Source organism: Herbaspirillum sp. WTB6, from assembly GCF_057457785.1.
The window spans coordinates 1,765,696-1,780,755 of sequence record NZ_CP176522.1; the positions used below are offsets into that span (position 1 = coordinate 1,765,696).

The following is a 15,060-nucleotide window of genomic DNA, read 5'->3' on the forward strand; positions in this document are numbered from 1 at the left end:
GGCAGGGGGAGGTGTGCTCAGGCGCGGTGCGGGCGCAGGAAGCGGCCATCGCCCTTGTTGTTGACGATACGCCGGCCGTCATACACCTGCTGGCCGCGGCAATAGGTGGCGGCGACGCGCACGCTGAATTCGCGCCCTTCGAACGAGCTCCAGTGCACGGCCGACAGGCTGGTCGAGGGATCGAAGGCATAACGCTCGGGCTTGAGGATGACGATATCGGCATCCATGCCGACTGCCAGCGAACCCTTGCGGTCGTCCAGCAGGAAATGCCGCGCCGGATTGCGACACAACTGCTTCACCACCATGGTCGGGGCAATGCCGTGCTCTTCGCAGCCGGTCCAGAACGCCGGCAGCAGGGTTTCCAGGCCGGGGCCGCCGGAGGAATTCTTGAACACGTTCGGATTTTCCTTGCGCTCCAGGCCCCAACTCACGTGGTCCGACGAGACGAAAGTGCAGTCATCGTTGCCGATGTGGGTCCACAGCAGATCGACCTCGGCCTTGGGTCGGATCGGCGGGTAGTGCTTGGTCTTGGCGCCGAATTTCCTGGTGTGCTCTTCGTGATTCAGCATCAGGTATTGAACGCAGGTTTCGATGCTGGCCTGGTGGCCGGCGCGCCGGTACATATTGCATATTTCAAAGCCGCGTGCAGTGGACACATGCACCGCGTGCGCGCGCGCACCGGTTTCGGCGCCGATCTCGTAAATCAGCGTGGTCGCCAGGTTTTCGATCAGTGGCGTATGCGCGCGCATGAAGGCATCCCAGCCGGTATCGCCGGCCTCGATCAGGCGCTGGATGTTCTTGCGCGTCAGTTCCTGCATCTGGTTATGCACGCCGCACGCCAAGCCGGATGGCGCGATCAGACGGAACGCTTCGTACAGAGCATCTTCCTCGACCCGCGGGAAGCGGCCCGGCATCGCTTCGAAAGTGGAGAACTTGAAGGCGCAGACGCCGCCCTCGATCAGCCCCGCCGCCGCTTGCATGCCGTGCTTGTCGTTCAGCGTGCCGAACAGGGCGACATCGACATGGCAATCGCGTTCGACTTCGGCGATCTTGGCGTCGAGTTGCGAACGCGAGGCAACCGGCTCCGGATCGTCATATGGCATGTCGACCATGACGGTGACACCACCCGCCGCCGCTGCGCGCGAGGCCCAGCCCAGCCCTTCCTGGCCGTTCTGGCTACCGGAATGGACCTGGCCGTCGACTACGCCGGGGATGATCCATTGACCGCGCGCATCGACGGTTTCCCGTGCCGCCGGTGGCGTCCCGCTGCCACGCGCCGCCACCTTGCCGGCGCGGACCGCGAGCCAGCCAGCTTCCACAATGCGGTCGGTTTCGACAATATTCCCGCGTACGATCAAATCGAAGTCGCCCATGACTCATTCCATCCGTGTTAACAATGACGATGCACAGTGTAGTCAGCGCTCAGGCAAAATGTCTTATGCTTATATATGCACCGCAATTAACATCAGGTTAATGATATGAAGCTGAATCTGCGCCAGATCGAGGTTTTTCGCGCCATCATGCTGAGCGGCTCGATCAGTGGTGCGTCAAAATTACTGTATGTTTCGCAACCCGCCGTGAGCCGGCTGATTTCGTACACCGAACAACGGCTCGGGCTTTTATTGTTTGACCGCATCAAGGGGCGCCTGTACCCGACACCGGAAGCGCGCAAGTTGTTCGTCGAAGTCAGCGCGCTCTACCAGAGCGTGCAGCGGGTCAATGAGGTCGCCGAAAACCTGGCCGAAAACCGCATCGGCCAGTTGCGCATCGCATGCAGCCCGAGCCTTGGCCAATCGTTGATGCCGCGCGCGATTGCCACGTTTTGCGAGCGTTTTCCGGAAGTCCGAATCGTCCTGAATACGCTGATTCCGAGCGTGATGTTGCAGGCATTGCTGACGCAGCAAGTTGAGCTCGGTGTCGCCTACATGCCGGTGTTGCATCCGAACCTGCAAACCCGGCCGCTCCATGAAAACCGTATCGTCGCCGTGATGCCGGCAGGACATGCGCTGGCCGCGCGCCGCGAAATCTCAACCCACGACCTGGTCAACGAACCGCTGATTGGCTATAGCAACGACATTCCTCTCGCCCAGCTGATACGGCAGCTTTTCGGTGCTGAAGAAGAACAGCCAGTCCCCAGAATCGAAGTGCAGCAAGCGCATGTCGCGTGCGCCATGGTGGCGGCCGGCGCCGGTCTTGCCCTGGTGGATGAAATGACGGTAAAGGGCCTGCTCTGGTCCAACGTGGTTGTCGTGCCGGTTAAACCGTTCGTCAGCGCCCCGGTAAACGTTTGCCACATCACGCTGGAACCGTTGTCGCGCCTGGCGCTCGAATTCATCACGGTTCTGGAACAGATGGATCCCGCCAAGAACGTCTGACGCCAATCCCGTCGCCCAATGCCGATTGGGTCGCATCCCTGCTCGCCCGTATGCTCGCCGCTCGCTTCGCCGGCCACCAGATAGTTAATCTGGCGTCGTATTCCAGCGTATATCAGACATAACTGAATGTTATATGCCGCCGATAAAAAGGAATACGACATTATTAAAAATAGTTTTTATCATCGGCTCAATCGGTCATGCGCCGCGCTTGACCGCTGTTTCGGACAGGTTGCCAAACAGTCTTCGACGCAAGGGGATCTAGGCAAACTGACGGCAGCCACCGGCGTCTGGGGATACGTGCAACGTTGTAATTGAGTCAGGTGGTCACCGCAACCTTCCCGGGTGAAGTGGCCGGCATCACAGCACGGCGCAATGCAACATTGGGAGAGAACCGCAGTCGGGCTGGTAACCAGCGTCGACGGTGAGATCACTAGGAGAAAGCAGTATGAAAGACATCACCCTCAATCCCGCAATGGGCGGCATCGACCACGCCCAGGCCATCCGGCGATCGGACGTAAAAATCGATCCCAAGGTCGGTCGCCGGGCCGTGATCGCCGCTTCCGCCGGCAATGCGCTGGAATGGTATGACTTCACGGTCTATGCCCTGTTTGCAATTTATATCGGACAGAATTTTTTCAAGAACGACAACCCCACCGTGCAATTGATGGGCTCGTTCCTGGCCTTCGGCCTGGGGTTTGTGGCGCGCCCACTGGGCGCCTTGATCCTCGGTTCCTACGGTGACCGCGCAGGGCGCAAGGCGGCGCTGACCATGACCATCATGTTGATGGCGCTGGGCACGCTGTTGATAGCGGTTGCTCCGCCGTATGCCGCAATCGGCATCGGCGCGCCGCTCTTGATCGTCTGCGGCCGCGTGCTGCAAGGCTTTTCGGCCGGTGGTGAGGTCGGCGGCGCCACCGCGTTCCTGATAGAACACGCGCCAGAGGAAAAGAAGGGCCAATACGCATCCTGGCTGCAGGCCAGCATGGGCATTTCCAATCTGCTCGGTGCGCTGGTTGCGACTTTGGTGACGACCTTCCTCACGGTCGATCAGATCGGCGAATGGGGCTGGCGCGTTCCGTTCATCCTTGGCCTGGCGATTGCACCGGTAGGGCTGTGGATGCGCAAGGCGCTGGACGAAACGCCGCATTTCAAGCTGGAGCAGGAGCGCCAGGAACGCGAAGGCGTAAAAAACAAAACGCCATTGCTGCAGGTGTTCCGCGATTGTCCGCGGGAGCTGTTAACGGGCACCGGCTTGTCCATCCTGTGGGCGGTCGGCCCGTATTCGCTGATCATCTTCATGCCGGTATACGTGCAAAAATCCATGGGTTTTACCGGCTCGCAAGCCTTCCTCGCGGCGCTGATCGGCAACCTGTTCCTGGTCGCCGGCTGCGTGTTCGCCGGCACCCTTTCCGACAAATTCGGCCGGCGCCGCTTGCTGGCCTGCGGCGCGACGCTGCTGTTGATCGGCGTCTATCCGCTGTTGATGTGGTTGCAAGCGTCACACAACACGCAGACACTGATCGTCGTGCAATCGATGTTTTGCGCCATGGTTTCGGTCTTCGTCGGCGTGGCGCCGTCCGCCTTGTCGGAAATTTTCCCGACCGGCGTGCGCGCCTCGGGGATGTCGCTGTCGTATAACACCGCAGTCACGATTTTCGGCGGTTTCGCACCCGCCATCCTGACCTGGATCACCTACACCACTGGCGTTGCGCACGCCCCGGCGCTGTATGTGATGTCGGCGGCAGTGATTGCGCTGATTGCGATCGCGATGCTGCCGGAGCCGAGCAAAACCTAAGCTCCACGCTCGCGCCGCCATGTGCAGACACGACAGAATTTTTCGGGGCGACTCATCGCCGGCCGGGATTTGATGCAAATCGGCGTCGGACAGCAAAAGCCGTGAGCCAATATGCGGAACGCCAACCGTACCAACGGTTGGCTTTTTTTCGCTTGCTCAATCCACGGGAATGGCGAACCACTTTTTAGTCAGCGTATCCCTAGGCCCCTTCGACGATGAACAGGCGCCCGATCGAATTGGCCTGGCGCACACCTTTTGCCTTCGTGTATTCGATCGAGTCGTACCAGGTCTGCGCTTGCGCCAGCGACGGGAATTCAGTGATCACCGTGCGCCATTGCTCGCCGTGGGCAGCGTCGCCGCCCTCCAGTTGCACCCGGCGGCCGCCGCGCGCCAGGAAGCTGCCACCGTATTGCGCCAGGCTGGCGGTCGACAGCGGTATGTAATCGGCATAGCCGCTGGGGTCGTTGACCTGGATCTCGGCTACTACGTAGGCTTTTTTCATCGGATCTCCTTCAGTTGAAAGTGGTACAGCATATCCGCCAATCCCGTACCCGGCAGCGCCGGTCATGGCAGCCATCGCATGTCGGGCGAATTTCCCATCAGGAACGCCCGGTTCGGCTCGATCGCCTCGCGCAGATAACTCCACAACGCCGATACCCGCGCCACGTGCCGGTGTTCGCTGGCCGCCACCAGCCAGAACGAGCGCAGGATATGCACCTGGTCATCCAGCACCGGCACCAGGTCATTGCTTTGCTGCGCCAGGAAGCACGGCAGGATCGCCAGCGCCTGACCGTTGCGCGCCGCCGTGTACTGCGCGATCACGCTGGTGCTGCGAAAGCAGCGGAAGGCGCCCGGGGCGATATTTTCTTCATAGCGCAATTTCGGGCTGAAGATCAGATCGTCGACGTAGCCGATCAGCGGATGCCGGGTCAGATCCTGCTTGTCGCGGATCGGCGGGTGCGCGGCCAGGTAGGCCGGGGTCGCATACAGTTTCAGCACATAGTCCGATAGCTTGGTCACCACGTAGTTGCCGGTGGTCGGCCGCTCCAGCGTCACCACCAGGTCGGCTTCGCGCTTGGACAGATTGACGAAGCGCGGCATCGGCAGCAGATCGACGGTGATGTGCGGGTGGCGCTGGCAAAAGTGTGCAATATGCGGCGCCAGCACGAAGGTGCCGAAGGCTTCGGTCGCGCCCAGCCGCACCTGCCCCGACAGCAGCCGGTTCTGGCCGCTCAACTCCTCGGTGGCGGCATACACGGTGCTTTCCACCTTTTCCGCGTAGGCCAGCAGCCGATGACCCTCCGGCGTCAGCACATAACCCTGGTTGTTACGCTCGAACAGGTCGGTGCCGACCTGCTGCTCGAAGCGGCGCATGCGGCGCGACACCGTCGAATGGTCGATGCCGAGCTTCTTGGCGGCATCCACCAGCCGTTCGCTGCGCGTCAGTTCCAGAAAAATCCGCAAATTATCCCAATCCAGCATGGATGCCCTTTCTGTGCATTAATGCAAATGGCATTGGCATTATTATCTATTGAGGCGGCAATAATGCCCAACTATACTGGGTCCTATAAAATTTTTACAACGATGAAGGAGACACCATGGGCACCAAAGTATTGTTGCGCACCGCTTTGCTGGCCGCCTTGTCCGTGTGGGGCGCCGGCGCCGCCGCGCAGATGTCGAATGACGGCGTCAAGATCGGCATCCTGACCGACATGTCCGGCCCGTATTCCGGCATGGGCGGCGTGGGCTCGGTGGTCGCCGCCAAGATGGCGGTCGAGGATTGCCTGAAGGCCGAATGCAAGGGCATGAAAATCGAGCTGCTGTCGGCCGATCACCAGAACAAGGCCGACGTCGGCGCGTCCAAGGCGCGCGAGTGGATCGACCGCGACGGCGTCGATGCGATCGCCGACCTGACCAATTCGTCGGTGGCGCTGGCGGTGCAGAAGCTGGCCAAGGAAAAGGGCGTGGTGGCGATGTTCAGCGGCCCGGCCACCACCCGCCTGACCAACGAGGACTGCTCGCCGGTCGGCTTCCACTGGATGTTCGATACCTATTCGCAGGCGGTCGGCACCGCTGCGGCATTGACCAAGCTGGGCAATAAATCCTGGTATTTCCTGACCGTCGATTATGCCTTCGGCCATTCGCTGGAAAAGGATGCCGGTGATGTCGTCAAGGAACTGGGCGGCAACATAGCCGGCGCGGTGCGGCACCCGCTGAACGCCTCCGACCTGTCGTCGTTCCTGATCCAGGCCAAGAGTTCGAAGGCGCAGGTCCTCGGGCTGGCTAACGGCGGCCAGGATACGGTCAATTCGATCAAGCAGGCGCGCGAATTCGGGATTGGCGGCAGCGGCAGCAAGGATATGAAGATCGCCGCCTTGCTGGTGTTCCTGACCGATGTCCATGCGCTCGGGCTGGAAACGGCGCAGGGCCTGATCTACGCCGACGGCTTTTACTGGGACTTCGATGACGGCGCGCGCGCCTTCGCCAAGCGCTTTGAAGCGCTGCACAAGGGCAACAAGCCGACCATGGTGCAGGGCGGCGTGTATTCCAGCGTCTACCACTACCTGAAATCGGTGGCCGCGGCCAAGAGCGACGACGGCAAGGTAGTGGCGCAGAAAATGCGCGAGCTGCCGATCAAGGACCCGATCATGCACAACGCTTCGATCCGCGCCGACGGCCGCGTGATCCACGACATGTATCTGTACCAGGTCAAGACCCCGGCCGAATCGAAGGCGCCGTGGGACTACCTGAAACTGTTGGCGACGATTCCGGCTCAAACCGCTTTCAAGCCGATGGATAAATCCTGCTCGTTGGTTAAGTAAAACTTTTTCATCAACTTCAATCCATTTCGGTGCGGCGCCGCATCCCTGCGGGCGCCGCACCGCCCATTCACCCTCTTTCGCTCCGGAGAACATCATGGACAAGGCAGTCTCGACAGCACCCGCAGTACCCCTTTACATCGGCGGCAAGACCGTCCAGTCGACCAGCACCGAATGGCGCGATGTCGTCAACCCGGCCACGCAGGAAGTGGTGGCACGGGTGCCGCTGGCGACGCGCGCCGAAGTCGATCAGGCGGTCGCCAACGCCAAGGCGGCGTATGCCAGCTGGCGCAACACGCCGCTCAGTGCGCGCATGCGCATCATGCTCAAATTCCAGCAATTGCTGCGCGAAAACGTCACGAAAATCGCCGAACTGGTGACGCTGGAACACGGCAAGACGCTGCCGGACGCCGAAGGCGAAGTCATGCGCGGACTGGAAGTGGTCGAACATGCCTGCGCCATCACCTCGCTGCAACTGGGCGAACTGGCGGAAAACGCCGCCCACGGCGTCGATGTCTACACGCTGTATCAGCCGCTCGGAGTCGGCGCCGGCATCACCGCCTTCAACTTCCCGATCATGCTGCCGTGCTTCATGTTCCCGATCGCGGTGTCGTGCGGCAACACCTTCGTGCTGAAGCCATCCGAACAAGACCCATCCTCGACCATGCTGCTGGTCGAGCTGGCGCACCAGGCCGGCCTGCCGGACGGCGTACTGAACGTGGTGCATGGCGCCGCCGACGTGGTCGACCAGTTGTGCGATCACCCGGACATCAAGGCGGTCTCCTTCATCGGCTCGACCCAGGTCGGCACCCACGTCTACCGGCGCGCCTCGGAAGCCGGCAAGCGCGCGCAGTGCATGATGGGCGCCAAGAACCATTGCGTGATCCTGCCGGACGCCAGCAAGAGCCATGCGATCAACAACCTGCTCGGCTCCGCCTTCGGCGCCGCCGGCCAGCGCTGCATGGCCAACTCGATGGTGATCCTGGTCGGCAAGGCGCGCGACTGGCTGCCGGAAATCGTCGAGCGGGCACGCGCACTGAAGGTCAACGCCGGCTGCGACCGCGAAGCCGACCTCGGGCCGCTGGTGTCGAAAAACGCCAAGACGCGGGTCGAACGCCTGATCGATTCCGGCGTGCAGCAAGGCGCCAAGCTGCTGCTGGACGGCCGCAATTATGCGGTCAAGGATGCGCCGCACGGCAATTTCGTCGGCCCGACGATCTTCACCGGCGTCACCACCGAAATGGACATCTACGCACACGAAGTGTTCGGTCCGGTGCTGGGCGTGGTTGAAGTCGAGACGCTGGAGGAGGCGATCGCGCTGATTAATTCCAATCCGAATGGCAACGGCACCTCGATCTTCACCTCGTCCGGCTGGGCCGCGCGCAAGTTCCAAAACGAGATCGACGTCGGCCAGGTCGGCATCAACGTTCCGGTGCCGGTGCCGGTCGCCTACTTCAGCTTCACTGGCTCGCGCGCCTCGAAGCTGGGCGACCTCGGTCCCAACGGCAAGCAGGCGGTGCAGTTCTGGACCCAGACCAAGACCGTCACCGCGCGCTGGTTCGCGCCGGAGTCCGAGGATGGCGCGATCAACACCACCATCTCGTTGAAATGACGCTGCGCCACCTCACTTACGGAGAAAGATGATGGGTACCCCAAGCAACGCCGACATCGCCTTCATCGGCCTCGGCCACATGGGCTTGCCGATGGCGCAGAACCTGGTCAAGGCCGGCTTTGCCGTCAGCGGCCATGACCTGGTGCCGGCGGCGGTGGAAAAACTGGTGGCGGCCGGCGGCAGCACCTGCGCCGACCCGATGGCGGCGGTGGCAAAGGCCAAGGTCGTGATCACGATGCTGCCGGCCAGCCGCCACGTCGAAGGGCTGTATCTGGGCGATGGCGGCATCCTGGCGCACGCGGCGCCCGGCACGCTGCTGATCGACAGCTCGACCATCGCCCCGGAAAGCGCGCGCAAGGTGGCGGCAGCGGCCGCCGAACGCGGCTTCGAGATGCTGGATGCGCCGGTCTCCGGCGGCACCGCCGGCGCCGCCGCCGGCACGCTGACCTTCATGGTCGGCGGCAGCGCCGCCAGCTTCGAGCGCGCCCGCCCCTACCTGGAAAAAATGGGCAAGGCGATCTTCCACGCCGGCGCCTCCGGCAGCGGCCAGACCGTGAAGGTCTGCAACAACATGCTGCTCGGTATCCAGATGGTCGGCACCTGCGAGGCGATCCGGCTCGGCATCGCCAACGGCATGGACCCGAAGATACTGTCGGAAGTGATGAACAAGAGCTCCGGCCGCAACTGGGTGCTGGACGTCTACAACCCCTGTCCCGGCGTGATGGAAAACGTGCCGGCCAGCCGCGAGTACCAGGGAGGCTTTGGCGTCGATCTGATGCTGAAGGACCTCGGGCTGGCGGTGGAAAATGCGCAGGCGACCGGCACCAGCGTCGCCCTGGGCGAATTGGCGCGCGAGTTGTACCGTAAGCACAGTGAAGCGGGCGCCGGCGCGCTGGATTTTTCCAGCATCTTCCGGGCCCCGGCGAGTTGAGCCAGGGCGCGCTCGACGACCCCTGCTCCACCGTTTCGATTTACCTGAAACGGTGGAGTATGTTCAAAATTAAAAGCATTTAATAGCGGAAAACTGATTAGCCATTATGAGTATATGGCTATGTAGAGGCTCGGCGATGCCGCGACGCAGCCAGTCCAGCCGTCCTGTCATTCAGCATCCGGCTGTTGTGCCGGGTGCGCGGCGATGAAGGCATCCAGTTCCGCGCAGTGCTCGGCAATCCGTTGCACGGTCGGATAGGGGGCCAGGTCGATGTGGAAGCGTTGGGCATTGAAGACCTGAGGAATCAGGCAGCAGTCGGCCAGCGTCGGCGCGTCACCGTGGCAGAACAGCCCGGTCTGCGGTTCGGATGCCAGGTGCCGTTCCAGTACCGCCAGACCGTGCGCGGTCCAGTGGCGGTACCATTCGCGGCGCGCCTCCTCGGCGGCCTGTAGCTTTTCCCCCAGATATTTCATTACCCGCAGGTTGTTCAGCGGATGGATCTCGCAGGCGATCGTCAGCGCCAGCGCCCGCACCCGGGCGCGCCCCGCCGCATCGGAGGGCAGCAGCGGCACCTGCGGCCAGCGCTCCTCCAGGTATTCCAGGATCGCCAGCGACTGCGTCAGCACCAGTTCATCGTCGGTCAGCGTCGGCACCAGCGCTGCCGGATTCAGGGCCCGGTATTCGTCGCGCAACTGTTCGCCGCCGCCTTTCAACAGATGCACCGGCAGCGCCTGGTAGGCCAGCCCCTTCAGATTGAGCGCGATCCGTACCCGGTAGGCGGCGGAACTGCGGAAGTAAGTGTAGAGCTGCAACACGTTGGCGACCTCCTTACGCCCGGGTCGCCGGGGCTTGCACGGTTTGTTCGATGCGCCCAAAAATGCTGCTGCCGCCGGCATCGTGCATCTCGATTCCGACCCGGTCGCCGAAGCGCAAAAAGCCGGTCTTCGGCGCGCCGCCTTCAATCGTCTCGTACATCCGGATCTCGGCCAGGCAGCAGTAGCCGACGCCGCCGTTTTCAATGGAAGAGCCGTGCAGGCCGCCCTGCTTGTTGGAGACGGTGCCGGAGCCGATGATCGAGCCGGCTTCCAGTTCGCGCGTCTTGGCCACATGCGCCACCAGCTGGGCGAAATTGAACGTCATGTCGACGCCGGCATTCGGCCTGCCGAACGGCTTGCCGTTCAGCTCGACTTCCAGCGGCAGATGCAGCTTGGCATCGCGCCAGGCTGTTCCCAATTCGTCGGGCGTGACCGCCACCGGCGAGAAGGCGGAAGCCGGCTTCGACTGGAAAAAACCGAAGCCCTTGGCCAGTTCGGCCGGGATCAGATTGCGCAGCGAAACGTCGTTGACCAGCATTACCAGCCGGATCGCCTGTTCGCACTGCTTGACGCTGGCGCCAAGCGGCACGTCGCCGGTGATCACCGCCACTTCCGCTTCCAGGTCGATGCCCCAGTCTTCGTTCGGCACGACGATTGGATCGCGCGGGCCGACGAAGGAATCGGAACCACCCTGGTACATCAGCGGATCGGTCCAGAACGAGGCCGGCACTTCACTGTTGCGCGCGCGCCGCACCAGCTCGACGTGGTTCAGGTAAGCCGAGCCGTCGGCCCACTGGTAGGCGCGCGGCAGCGGCGAATGGCAGGCCGCCTGGTCGAACCGGCTGGCGCCTGTGCTGCCGGCATTCAGCGCCGCATAGACTCGCAGCAGTTGTGGTTCGGCGCGCTTCCAATCGTCGAGCGCGGCTTGCAGCGTGGGGATGCCGGGGACCGGCTGGCATACGGAGAGGTCGCGGCTGACGACCACCAGCGTGCCATCGCGGCCGCCGGCTTTCAGGGTGGCGAGTTTCATTGATCCAATCTCTTGCTGGTTGACGGCAAGGCGGGCACATCCTGCGCCCACCCTCCCCGGGTTGGCGCGGTTTACTTCGAACCGACCTGACTCATCACTTCGGCGACCAGTTCCGGGCCGACGCTATCGGTAAACATCTTCCAGACCGGCTGCACCTTGGCCCGCATGCGCGCGTGCTCGGCGGCCGAGACCTCGTTGACGATCAAGCCCTTGGCGGCCATCTGCGCCTGCGCCGACTTGGCCTGCTCGCGCGCCACGCCGCGCTGATACGAGCGCGCTTCGAGCGCGGCATCCTGCAAGATCTTGCGATCGGCCGGGGACAGCTTGTCCCAGAACTTCTTCGACACCAGCGGCAGGAAGGCGCCATAGCTGTGCTTGGTCAGCGACAGGTACTTCTGCACCTCATTCAGCTTCAGCGCGGCGATCACCGCGGTCGGCGTGCCCTGGCCATCGACGGTGCGGGTTTCCAGCGCGGTATACAGCTCGGGCACCGCCAGCGGCACCGGATTGGCGCCCAGCGCCTTCAGCGTTTCCTGGGAAATCTTGGCTTGCACCGCGCGGAATTTCAGGCCCTGGAAATCCTCGACCTTGTTGATCGGGTGCTTGCTGTTGGTGGCATTGAAAAAGCCGTTTTCCCAGTAGGCCAAGCCAACCAGCCCCTTGGCCGGCAACTTGTCCAGCAGTTTCTGGCCGACCGGGCCGTCCAGCACTTTTTCCGCTTCCTGTTCGTTGGCAAACAGGAACGGGAAATCGAGGATTTCATATTCCTTGACCATGCCGGTCAAGGTGGTGGTTTGCGGCACCGTGAATTCGATGGTGCCGCCCTGCAGCGCCGAGGTCACCTGGACGTCGTTGCCGAGCGCGCCATTGTAGAACGGCTTGATCTTGATCTGGCCATGGCTCTTGACATCGACCAGTTCGACGAACTTGGCGACGCCCTGGCCCTGGTGCGATTTTTCCGGCAGCGTAACGGCGAATTTGGCGGTGACTTGCGCCAGCGCCGATCCGGACAGCGTGGCCGCGACGATCGCAGCCAATAAGGTGTGCATCGGTTTCATGAAGCATTCTCCTCAAAGGATAAGTTGATTATTTCCACCAGCCGGCCGGCACCGTCACCAGCGCCGGGAACAGCACCAAAGCCACCAGAATGATGGTTTCCGCCACCAGGAACGGCAGCACGCCACGCACCGCCTGCGCCATCGTCACCTTGCCGATCGAGCTGACCACGTTCAGCACCACGCCGACTGGCGGCGTGATCATGCCGATCGAGCAATTCATGATGAAGATCACGCCGAAGTACACCGGGTCGATGCCGGCCTGCTGCGCGATCGGCAAAAACACCGGCGTAAAGATCAGCACGATCGGGATGAAATCGAGCACCATGCCGGCGAAAAACACCACCAGCATCATCGCGATCGTCAACGCCAACGGACTGCCGGCGAAGGCCTGCAGCCAGCCGCCGACCTGGTCCGGGATGGCGGCGATGGTGATCATGTAGGACGCCACCATCGCCAGCGCCGCCAGCAGCAGCACCACGGCGCTGGTGCGCGCGGTGATCAGCAGGCAGTGGTAGATCGCGTGCAGGGTCAGTTCGCGATAGATCACGGCGCCGACGAACAGCGCATACATCGCCGCCACCACCGCCGCCTCGGTCGGCGTGAAGATCCCGAACTTCAAGCCGCCGATGATGATCACCGGCAGCATCAGTGCCCAGAAACCCTTGCCGATCAAGGCTGCGCGCTCGGCCACGCTCTTCTTGGGTGCGACCTGGGCGTGACTCTTGCGCGACACCAGCCACCAGGCAAACACCAGCGCGCCGCCCATCATGATGCCCGGCATGATGCCGGCCAGGAACAGGCGGGTGATCGAGACGTTGGCGACCACGCCGAACAGCAGGAAGCCGATCGACGGCGGGATCACCGGCGCGATGATGCCGCCGGCCGCCATCAAGCCGCAGGAGCGCGCCGGGTCATAGCCGGCCTGGCGCATCATCGGCACCAGAATCGCCGCCAGCGCCGCGGTATCGGCCACCGCCGAGCCGGACAGGCTGGCCAAGAGCAAGGCAGCGAAGATCGCGACGTAACCCAGGCCGCCGCGCAAGTGGCCGACGAAGGCGCTGGCCAGTTCGACGATGCGTTTCGACAGGCCGCCGGCATTCATGAATTCGCCAGCCAGGATGAAAAAAGGCACCGCCATCAGCACGAAATTGTCGGCGCCGCCGATCGCGTTTTGCACCACGATCTGCGAATCGAACTGACCCATCTGCAGCATCAGACCGACGCCGGCAAACAGCAGCGCGAACGCGATCGGCATGCCGAGCGCGATCAGCGCCAGCAGGATGCCGAGGAAGAGGGCGGCGCTCATCGCGGCGGCTCCCGATGGCGGTCGGTGGCAACCTGCGACAGCTTTTCTTCGATGCGGTCGCTCAAGTCCTGGGTCAGCGCCAGATCCTGCCCACCATCGTTGCCGGTCAGCGCCGTCCAGATGTTATAGCTGATGGTGACCAGGGTACCGATGCCGAACACGATCGCCACCGCATACAACCATGCGTAGGAGATGCCCAGCACCGGGTAGGTATTGTCCAGATTGATCACCGTCTGCTGCCAGCCGCCGACGATGAAGATCACGCTGGCCGCCAGCATCAGGCCGCCGGTGGCGACGATCAGGATTTTGCGGCCAGCGGCCGGCAGGCTCTTGACCAGGGTATCGAAGCCGATATGCGCATGCTGGGCGGAAGCCAGGATGGCGCCCAGAAAAATCAGCCAGACGAACAGCAGGCGCGACAGTTCTTCGGAAATCGCGATACCGGAATTGAAGGCATAGCGCAACACCACGTTGCCGAATACCAGCAGCGCCATGATCGCCAGGCTGACCACGATCACCGCTTCCAGGATACGCGCGACCATGCGCGCGGCGTGAGTAAACATGCTGGGCTGCTCCCCCGTCATTATTCTTGTAAAAGCCGGCGCGCTGCCGTCGCAGCGCGCACCGGCTTCGCCTCTCGTCGCCTACTGCTGGCTCGCCTGATAGCTGCCGTCGTGCATCCAGGCCGCATGCTTGGGCGCCTTCTTGGTGCGCGCCCATTCCTCCAGCATTTCCCACTTGACGTCGTCGAGGCGCTTCATCATTTCCGGCGTGTGGGTGTTGACTACCAGTTCCAGCCGGTGGCCGCTCGGGTCACGGAAATAGATCGACTTGAAGATCGTGTGGTCGGTCGGTCCCAGCACTTCGATGCCGTCCGCTTCCAGGCGTTTTTTGACCTCCATCATTTCTTCCATCGAGTCGATTTTCATCGACAGATGCTGGGTCCAGGTTGGCGTGTTGCGATCCCGGTCCATCGGCGGCTTGGTCGGCAGTTCGAAAAACGCCAGGATATTGCCGCCGCCGGCATCCAGGAAAATGTGCATGTAGGGGTCGGGGTCCTTGGTCGACGGCACCTGATCTTCGGCAATCGCCACCAGAAAACCCATATTCAGATACTTGCCGTACCACTCGACTGTCTGCTTGGCATCGACGCAGCGATAGGCCACGTGATGAAATCCTTTGAGTTGCATGTTGTCTCTCCGATCCGGTGAATGGTTGCACTTCAATTGGCTGGCGGACTGGCCCACGCGGCCTGATTTTTGCAGTCGCTGCGATGACGGCAGCTTTTTCCGTCTTCATTCATCCGTGCTGCAGACAAG

The 15,060-nt window shown here is 62.4% G+C and carries 14 protein-coding genes; 5 read left to right on the plus strand and 9 right to left on the minus strand.

From position 1 onward, the window contains the following. Positions 1 to 17: 17 nt before the first annotated feature. A complete protein-coding gene (locus ACK2VC_RS08240) occupies positions 18 to 1,373 on the minus strand; it encodes a dihydroorotase (RefSeq protein ID WP_486733105.1) in 1,356 nt (451 codons plus the stop codon). A 105-nt stretch (positions 1,374 to 1,478) separates the two neighbouring features. Here ACK2VC_RS08240 and ACK2VC_RS08245 point away from each other — a divergent pair, with 105 nt between their 5' ends. Beyond that, positions 1,479 to 2,375 (plus strand): LysR family transcriptional regulator, encoded by an 897-nt coding sequence (locus tag ACK2VC_RS08245; RefSeq protein WP_486733106.1) that lies wholly within the window; start codon positions 1,479 to 1,481, stop codon positions 2,373 to 2,375. A gap of 445 nt (positions 2,376 to 2,820) precedes the next feature. Beyond that, on the plus strand, positions 2,821 to 4,170 hold the full coding sequence (locus ACK2VC_RS08250; protein WP_486733107.1) for an MFS transporter: 1,350 nt from the start codon (positions 2,821 to 2,823) through the stop codon (positions 4,168 to 4,170). A gap of 199 nt (positions 4,171 to 4,369) precedes the next feature. On the opposite strand, the gene ACK2VC_RS08255 is transcribed toward ACK2VC_RS08250, so the two are convergent. Both ACK2VC_RS08255 and ACK2VC_RS08260 read right to left on the minus strand, forming a co-directional pair. Then, positions 4,370 to 4,672 carry a DUF1330 domain-containing protein gene (locus tag ACK2VC_RS08255; protein WP_486733108.1) on the minus strand — a complete coding sequence of 101 codons (303 nt, stop codon included), beginning with the start codon at positions 4,670 to 4,672 and terminating at the stop codon, positions 4,370 to 4,372. Between the two features lie 62 nt (positions 4,673 to 4,734). Next, on the minus strand, positions 4,735 to 5,652 hold the full coding sequence (locus ACK2VC_RS08260; RefSeq protein ID WP_486733109.1) for a LysR family transcriptional regulator: 918 nt from the start codon (positions 5,650 to 5,652) through the stop codon (positions 4,735 to 4,737). 116 nt (positions 5,653 to 5,768) lie between these two features. Between ACK2VC_RS08260 and ACK2VC_RS08265 the strand changes: the two genes are divergently transcribed. From ACK2VC_RS08265 to mmsB, 3 genes are all read left to right on the plus strand, one after another. Then, positions 5,769 to 6,992 carry an ABC transporter substrate-binding protein gene (locus ACK2VC_RS08265; RefSeq protein ID WP_486733110.1) on the plus strand — a complete coding sequence of 408 codons (1,224 nt, stop codon included), beginning with the start codon at positions 5,769 to 5,771 and terminating at the stop codon, positions 6,990 to 6,992. Positions 6,993 to 7,086: 94 nt separating this feature from the next. Beyond that, positions 7,087 to 8,601 (plus strand): CoA-acylating methylmalonate-semialdehyde dehydrogenase, encoded by a 1,515-nt coding sequence (locus ACK2VC_RS08270; protein WP_486733111.1) that lies wholly within the window; start codon positions 7,087 to 7,089, stop codon positions 8,599 to 8,601. Between the two features lie 31 nt (positions 8,602 to 8,632). Next, positions 8,633 to 9,532 (plus strand): 3-hydroxyisobutyrate dehydrogenase, encoded by a 900-nt coding sequence (mmsB, locus tag ACK2VC_RS08275; protein ID WP_486733202.1) that lies wholly within the window; start codon positions 8,633 to 8,635, stop codon positions 9,530 to 9,532. 167 nt (positions 9,533 to 9,699) lie between these two features. On the opposite strand, the gene maiA is transcribed toward mmsB, so the two are convergent. The 6 genes from maiA to ACK2VC_RS08305 form a co-directional block, all read right to left on the minus strand. After that, positions 9,700 to 10,344, minus strand: coding sequence for a maleylacetoacetate isomerase (maiA, locus tag ACK2VC_RS08280; protein WP_486733203.1), 645 nt, complete (start codon positions 10,342 to 10,344; stop codon positions 9,700 to 9,702). A 16-nt stretch (positions 10,345 to 10,360) separates the two neighbouring features. Beyond that, a complete protein-coding gene (locus ACK2VC_RS08285; protein WP_486733112.1) occupies positions 10,361 to 11,377 on the minus strand; it encodes a fumarylacetoacetate hydrolase family protein in 1,017 nt (338 codons plus the stop codon). A 71-nt stretch (positions 11,378 to 11,448) separates the two neighbouring features. After that, on the minus strand, positions 11,449 to 12,435 hold the full coding sequence (locus ACK2VC_RS08290; protein ID WP_486733113.1) for a TRAP transporter substrate-binding protein: 987 nt from the start codon (positions 12,433 to 12,435) through the stop codon (positions 11,449 to 11,451). A gap of 28 nt (positions 12,436 to 12,463) precedes the next feature. Next, complete coding sequence (locus ACK2VC_RS08295; RefSeq protein ID WP_486733114.1) at positions 12,464 to 13,741, minus strand: TRAP transporter large permease; 1,278 nt, start codon at positions 13,739 to 13,741, stop codon at positions 12,464 to 12,466. After that, positions 13,738 to 14,304 carry a TRAP transporter small permease gene (locus tag ACK2VC_RS08300; RefSeq protein ID WP_486733115.1) on the minus strand — a complete coding sequence of 189 codons (567 nt, stop codon included), beginning with the start codon at positions 14,302 to 14,304 and terminating at the stop codon, positions 13,738 to 13,740. Before ACK2VC_RS08300 ends, ACK2VC_RS08295 begins: the two co-directional genes overlap by 4 nt. Positions 14,305 to 14,385: 81 nt before the next feature. Then, entirely contained in the window at positions 14,386 to 14,931 is a 546-nt protein-coding gene (locus ACK2VC_RS08305) for a VOC family protein (protein WP_486733116.1), read from the minus strand. Positions 14,932 to 15,060 lie beyond the last annotated feature (129 nt).

Excerpts from the sequence above, each read along its gene's own strand:
- ACK2VC_RS08285 (WP_486733112.1), bottom strand. The coding sequence starts at position 11,377 with ATGAAACTCGCCACCCTGAAAGCCGGCGGCCGCGATGGCACGCTGGTG.
- ACK2VC_RS08255 (WP_486733108.1), bottom strand. The coding sequence starts at position 4,672 with ATGAAAAAAGCCTACGTAGTAGCCGAGATCCAGGTCAACGACCCCAGC.
- ACK2VC_RS08290 (WP_486733113.1), bottom strand. The coding sequence starts at position 12,435 with ATGAAACCGATGCACACCTTATTGGCTGCGATCGTCGCGGCCACGCTG.
- ACK2VC_RS08270 (WP_486733111.1), top strand. The coding sequence starts at position 7,087 with ATGGACAAGGCAGTCTCGACAGCACCCGCAGTACCCCTTTACATCGGC.
- ACK2VC_RS08295 (WP_486733114.1), bottom strand. The coding sequence starts at position 13,741 with ATGAGCGCCGCCCTCTTCCTCGGCATCCTGCTGGCGCTGATCGCGCTC.
- mmsB (WP_486733202.1), top strand. The coding sequence starts at position 8,633 with ATGGGTACCCCAAGCAACGCCGACATCGCCTTCATCGGCCTCGGCCAC.
- ACK2VC_RS08240 (WP_486733105.1), bottom strand. The coding sequence starts at position 1,373 with ATGGGCGACTTCGATTTGATCGTACGCGGGAATATTGTCGAAACCGAC.
- ACK2VC_RS08265 (WP_486733110.1), top strand. The coding sequence starts at position 5,769 with ATGGGCACCAAAGTATTGTTGCGCACCGCTTTGCTGGCCGCCTTGTCC.
- ACK2VC_RS08260 (WP_486733109.1), bottom strand. The coding sequence starts at position 5,652 with ATGCTGGATTGGGATAATTTGCGGATTTTTCTGGAACTGACGCGCAGC.
- ACK2VC_RS08300 (WP_486733115.1), bottom strand. The coding sequence starts at position 14,304 with ATGTTTACTCACGCCGCGCGCATGGTCGCGCGTATCCTGGAAGCGGTG.
- ACK2VC_RS08250 (WP_486733107.1), top strand. The coding sequence starts at position 2,821 with ATGAAAGACATCACCCTCAATCCCGCAATGGGCGGCATCGACCACGCC.
- ACK2VC_RS08305 (WP_486733116.1), bottom strand. The coding sequence starts at position 14,931 with ATGCAACTCAAAGGATTTCATCACGTGGCCTATCGCTGCGTCGATGCC.
- ACK2VC_RS08245 (WP_486733106.1), top strand. The coding sequence starts at position 1,479 with ATGAAGCTGAATCTGCGCCAGATCGAGGTTTTTCGCGCCATCATGCTG.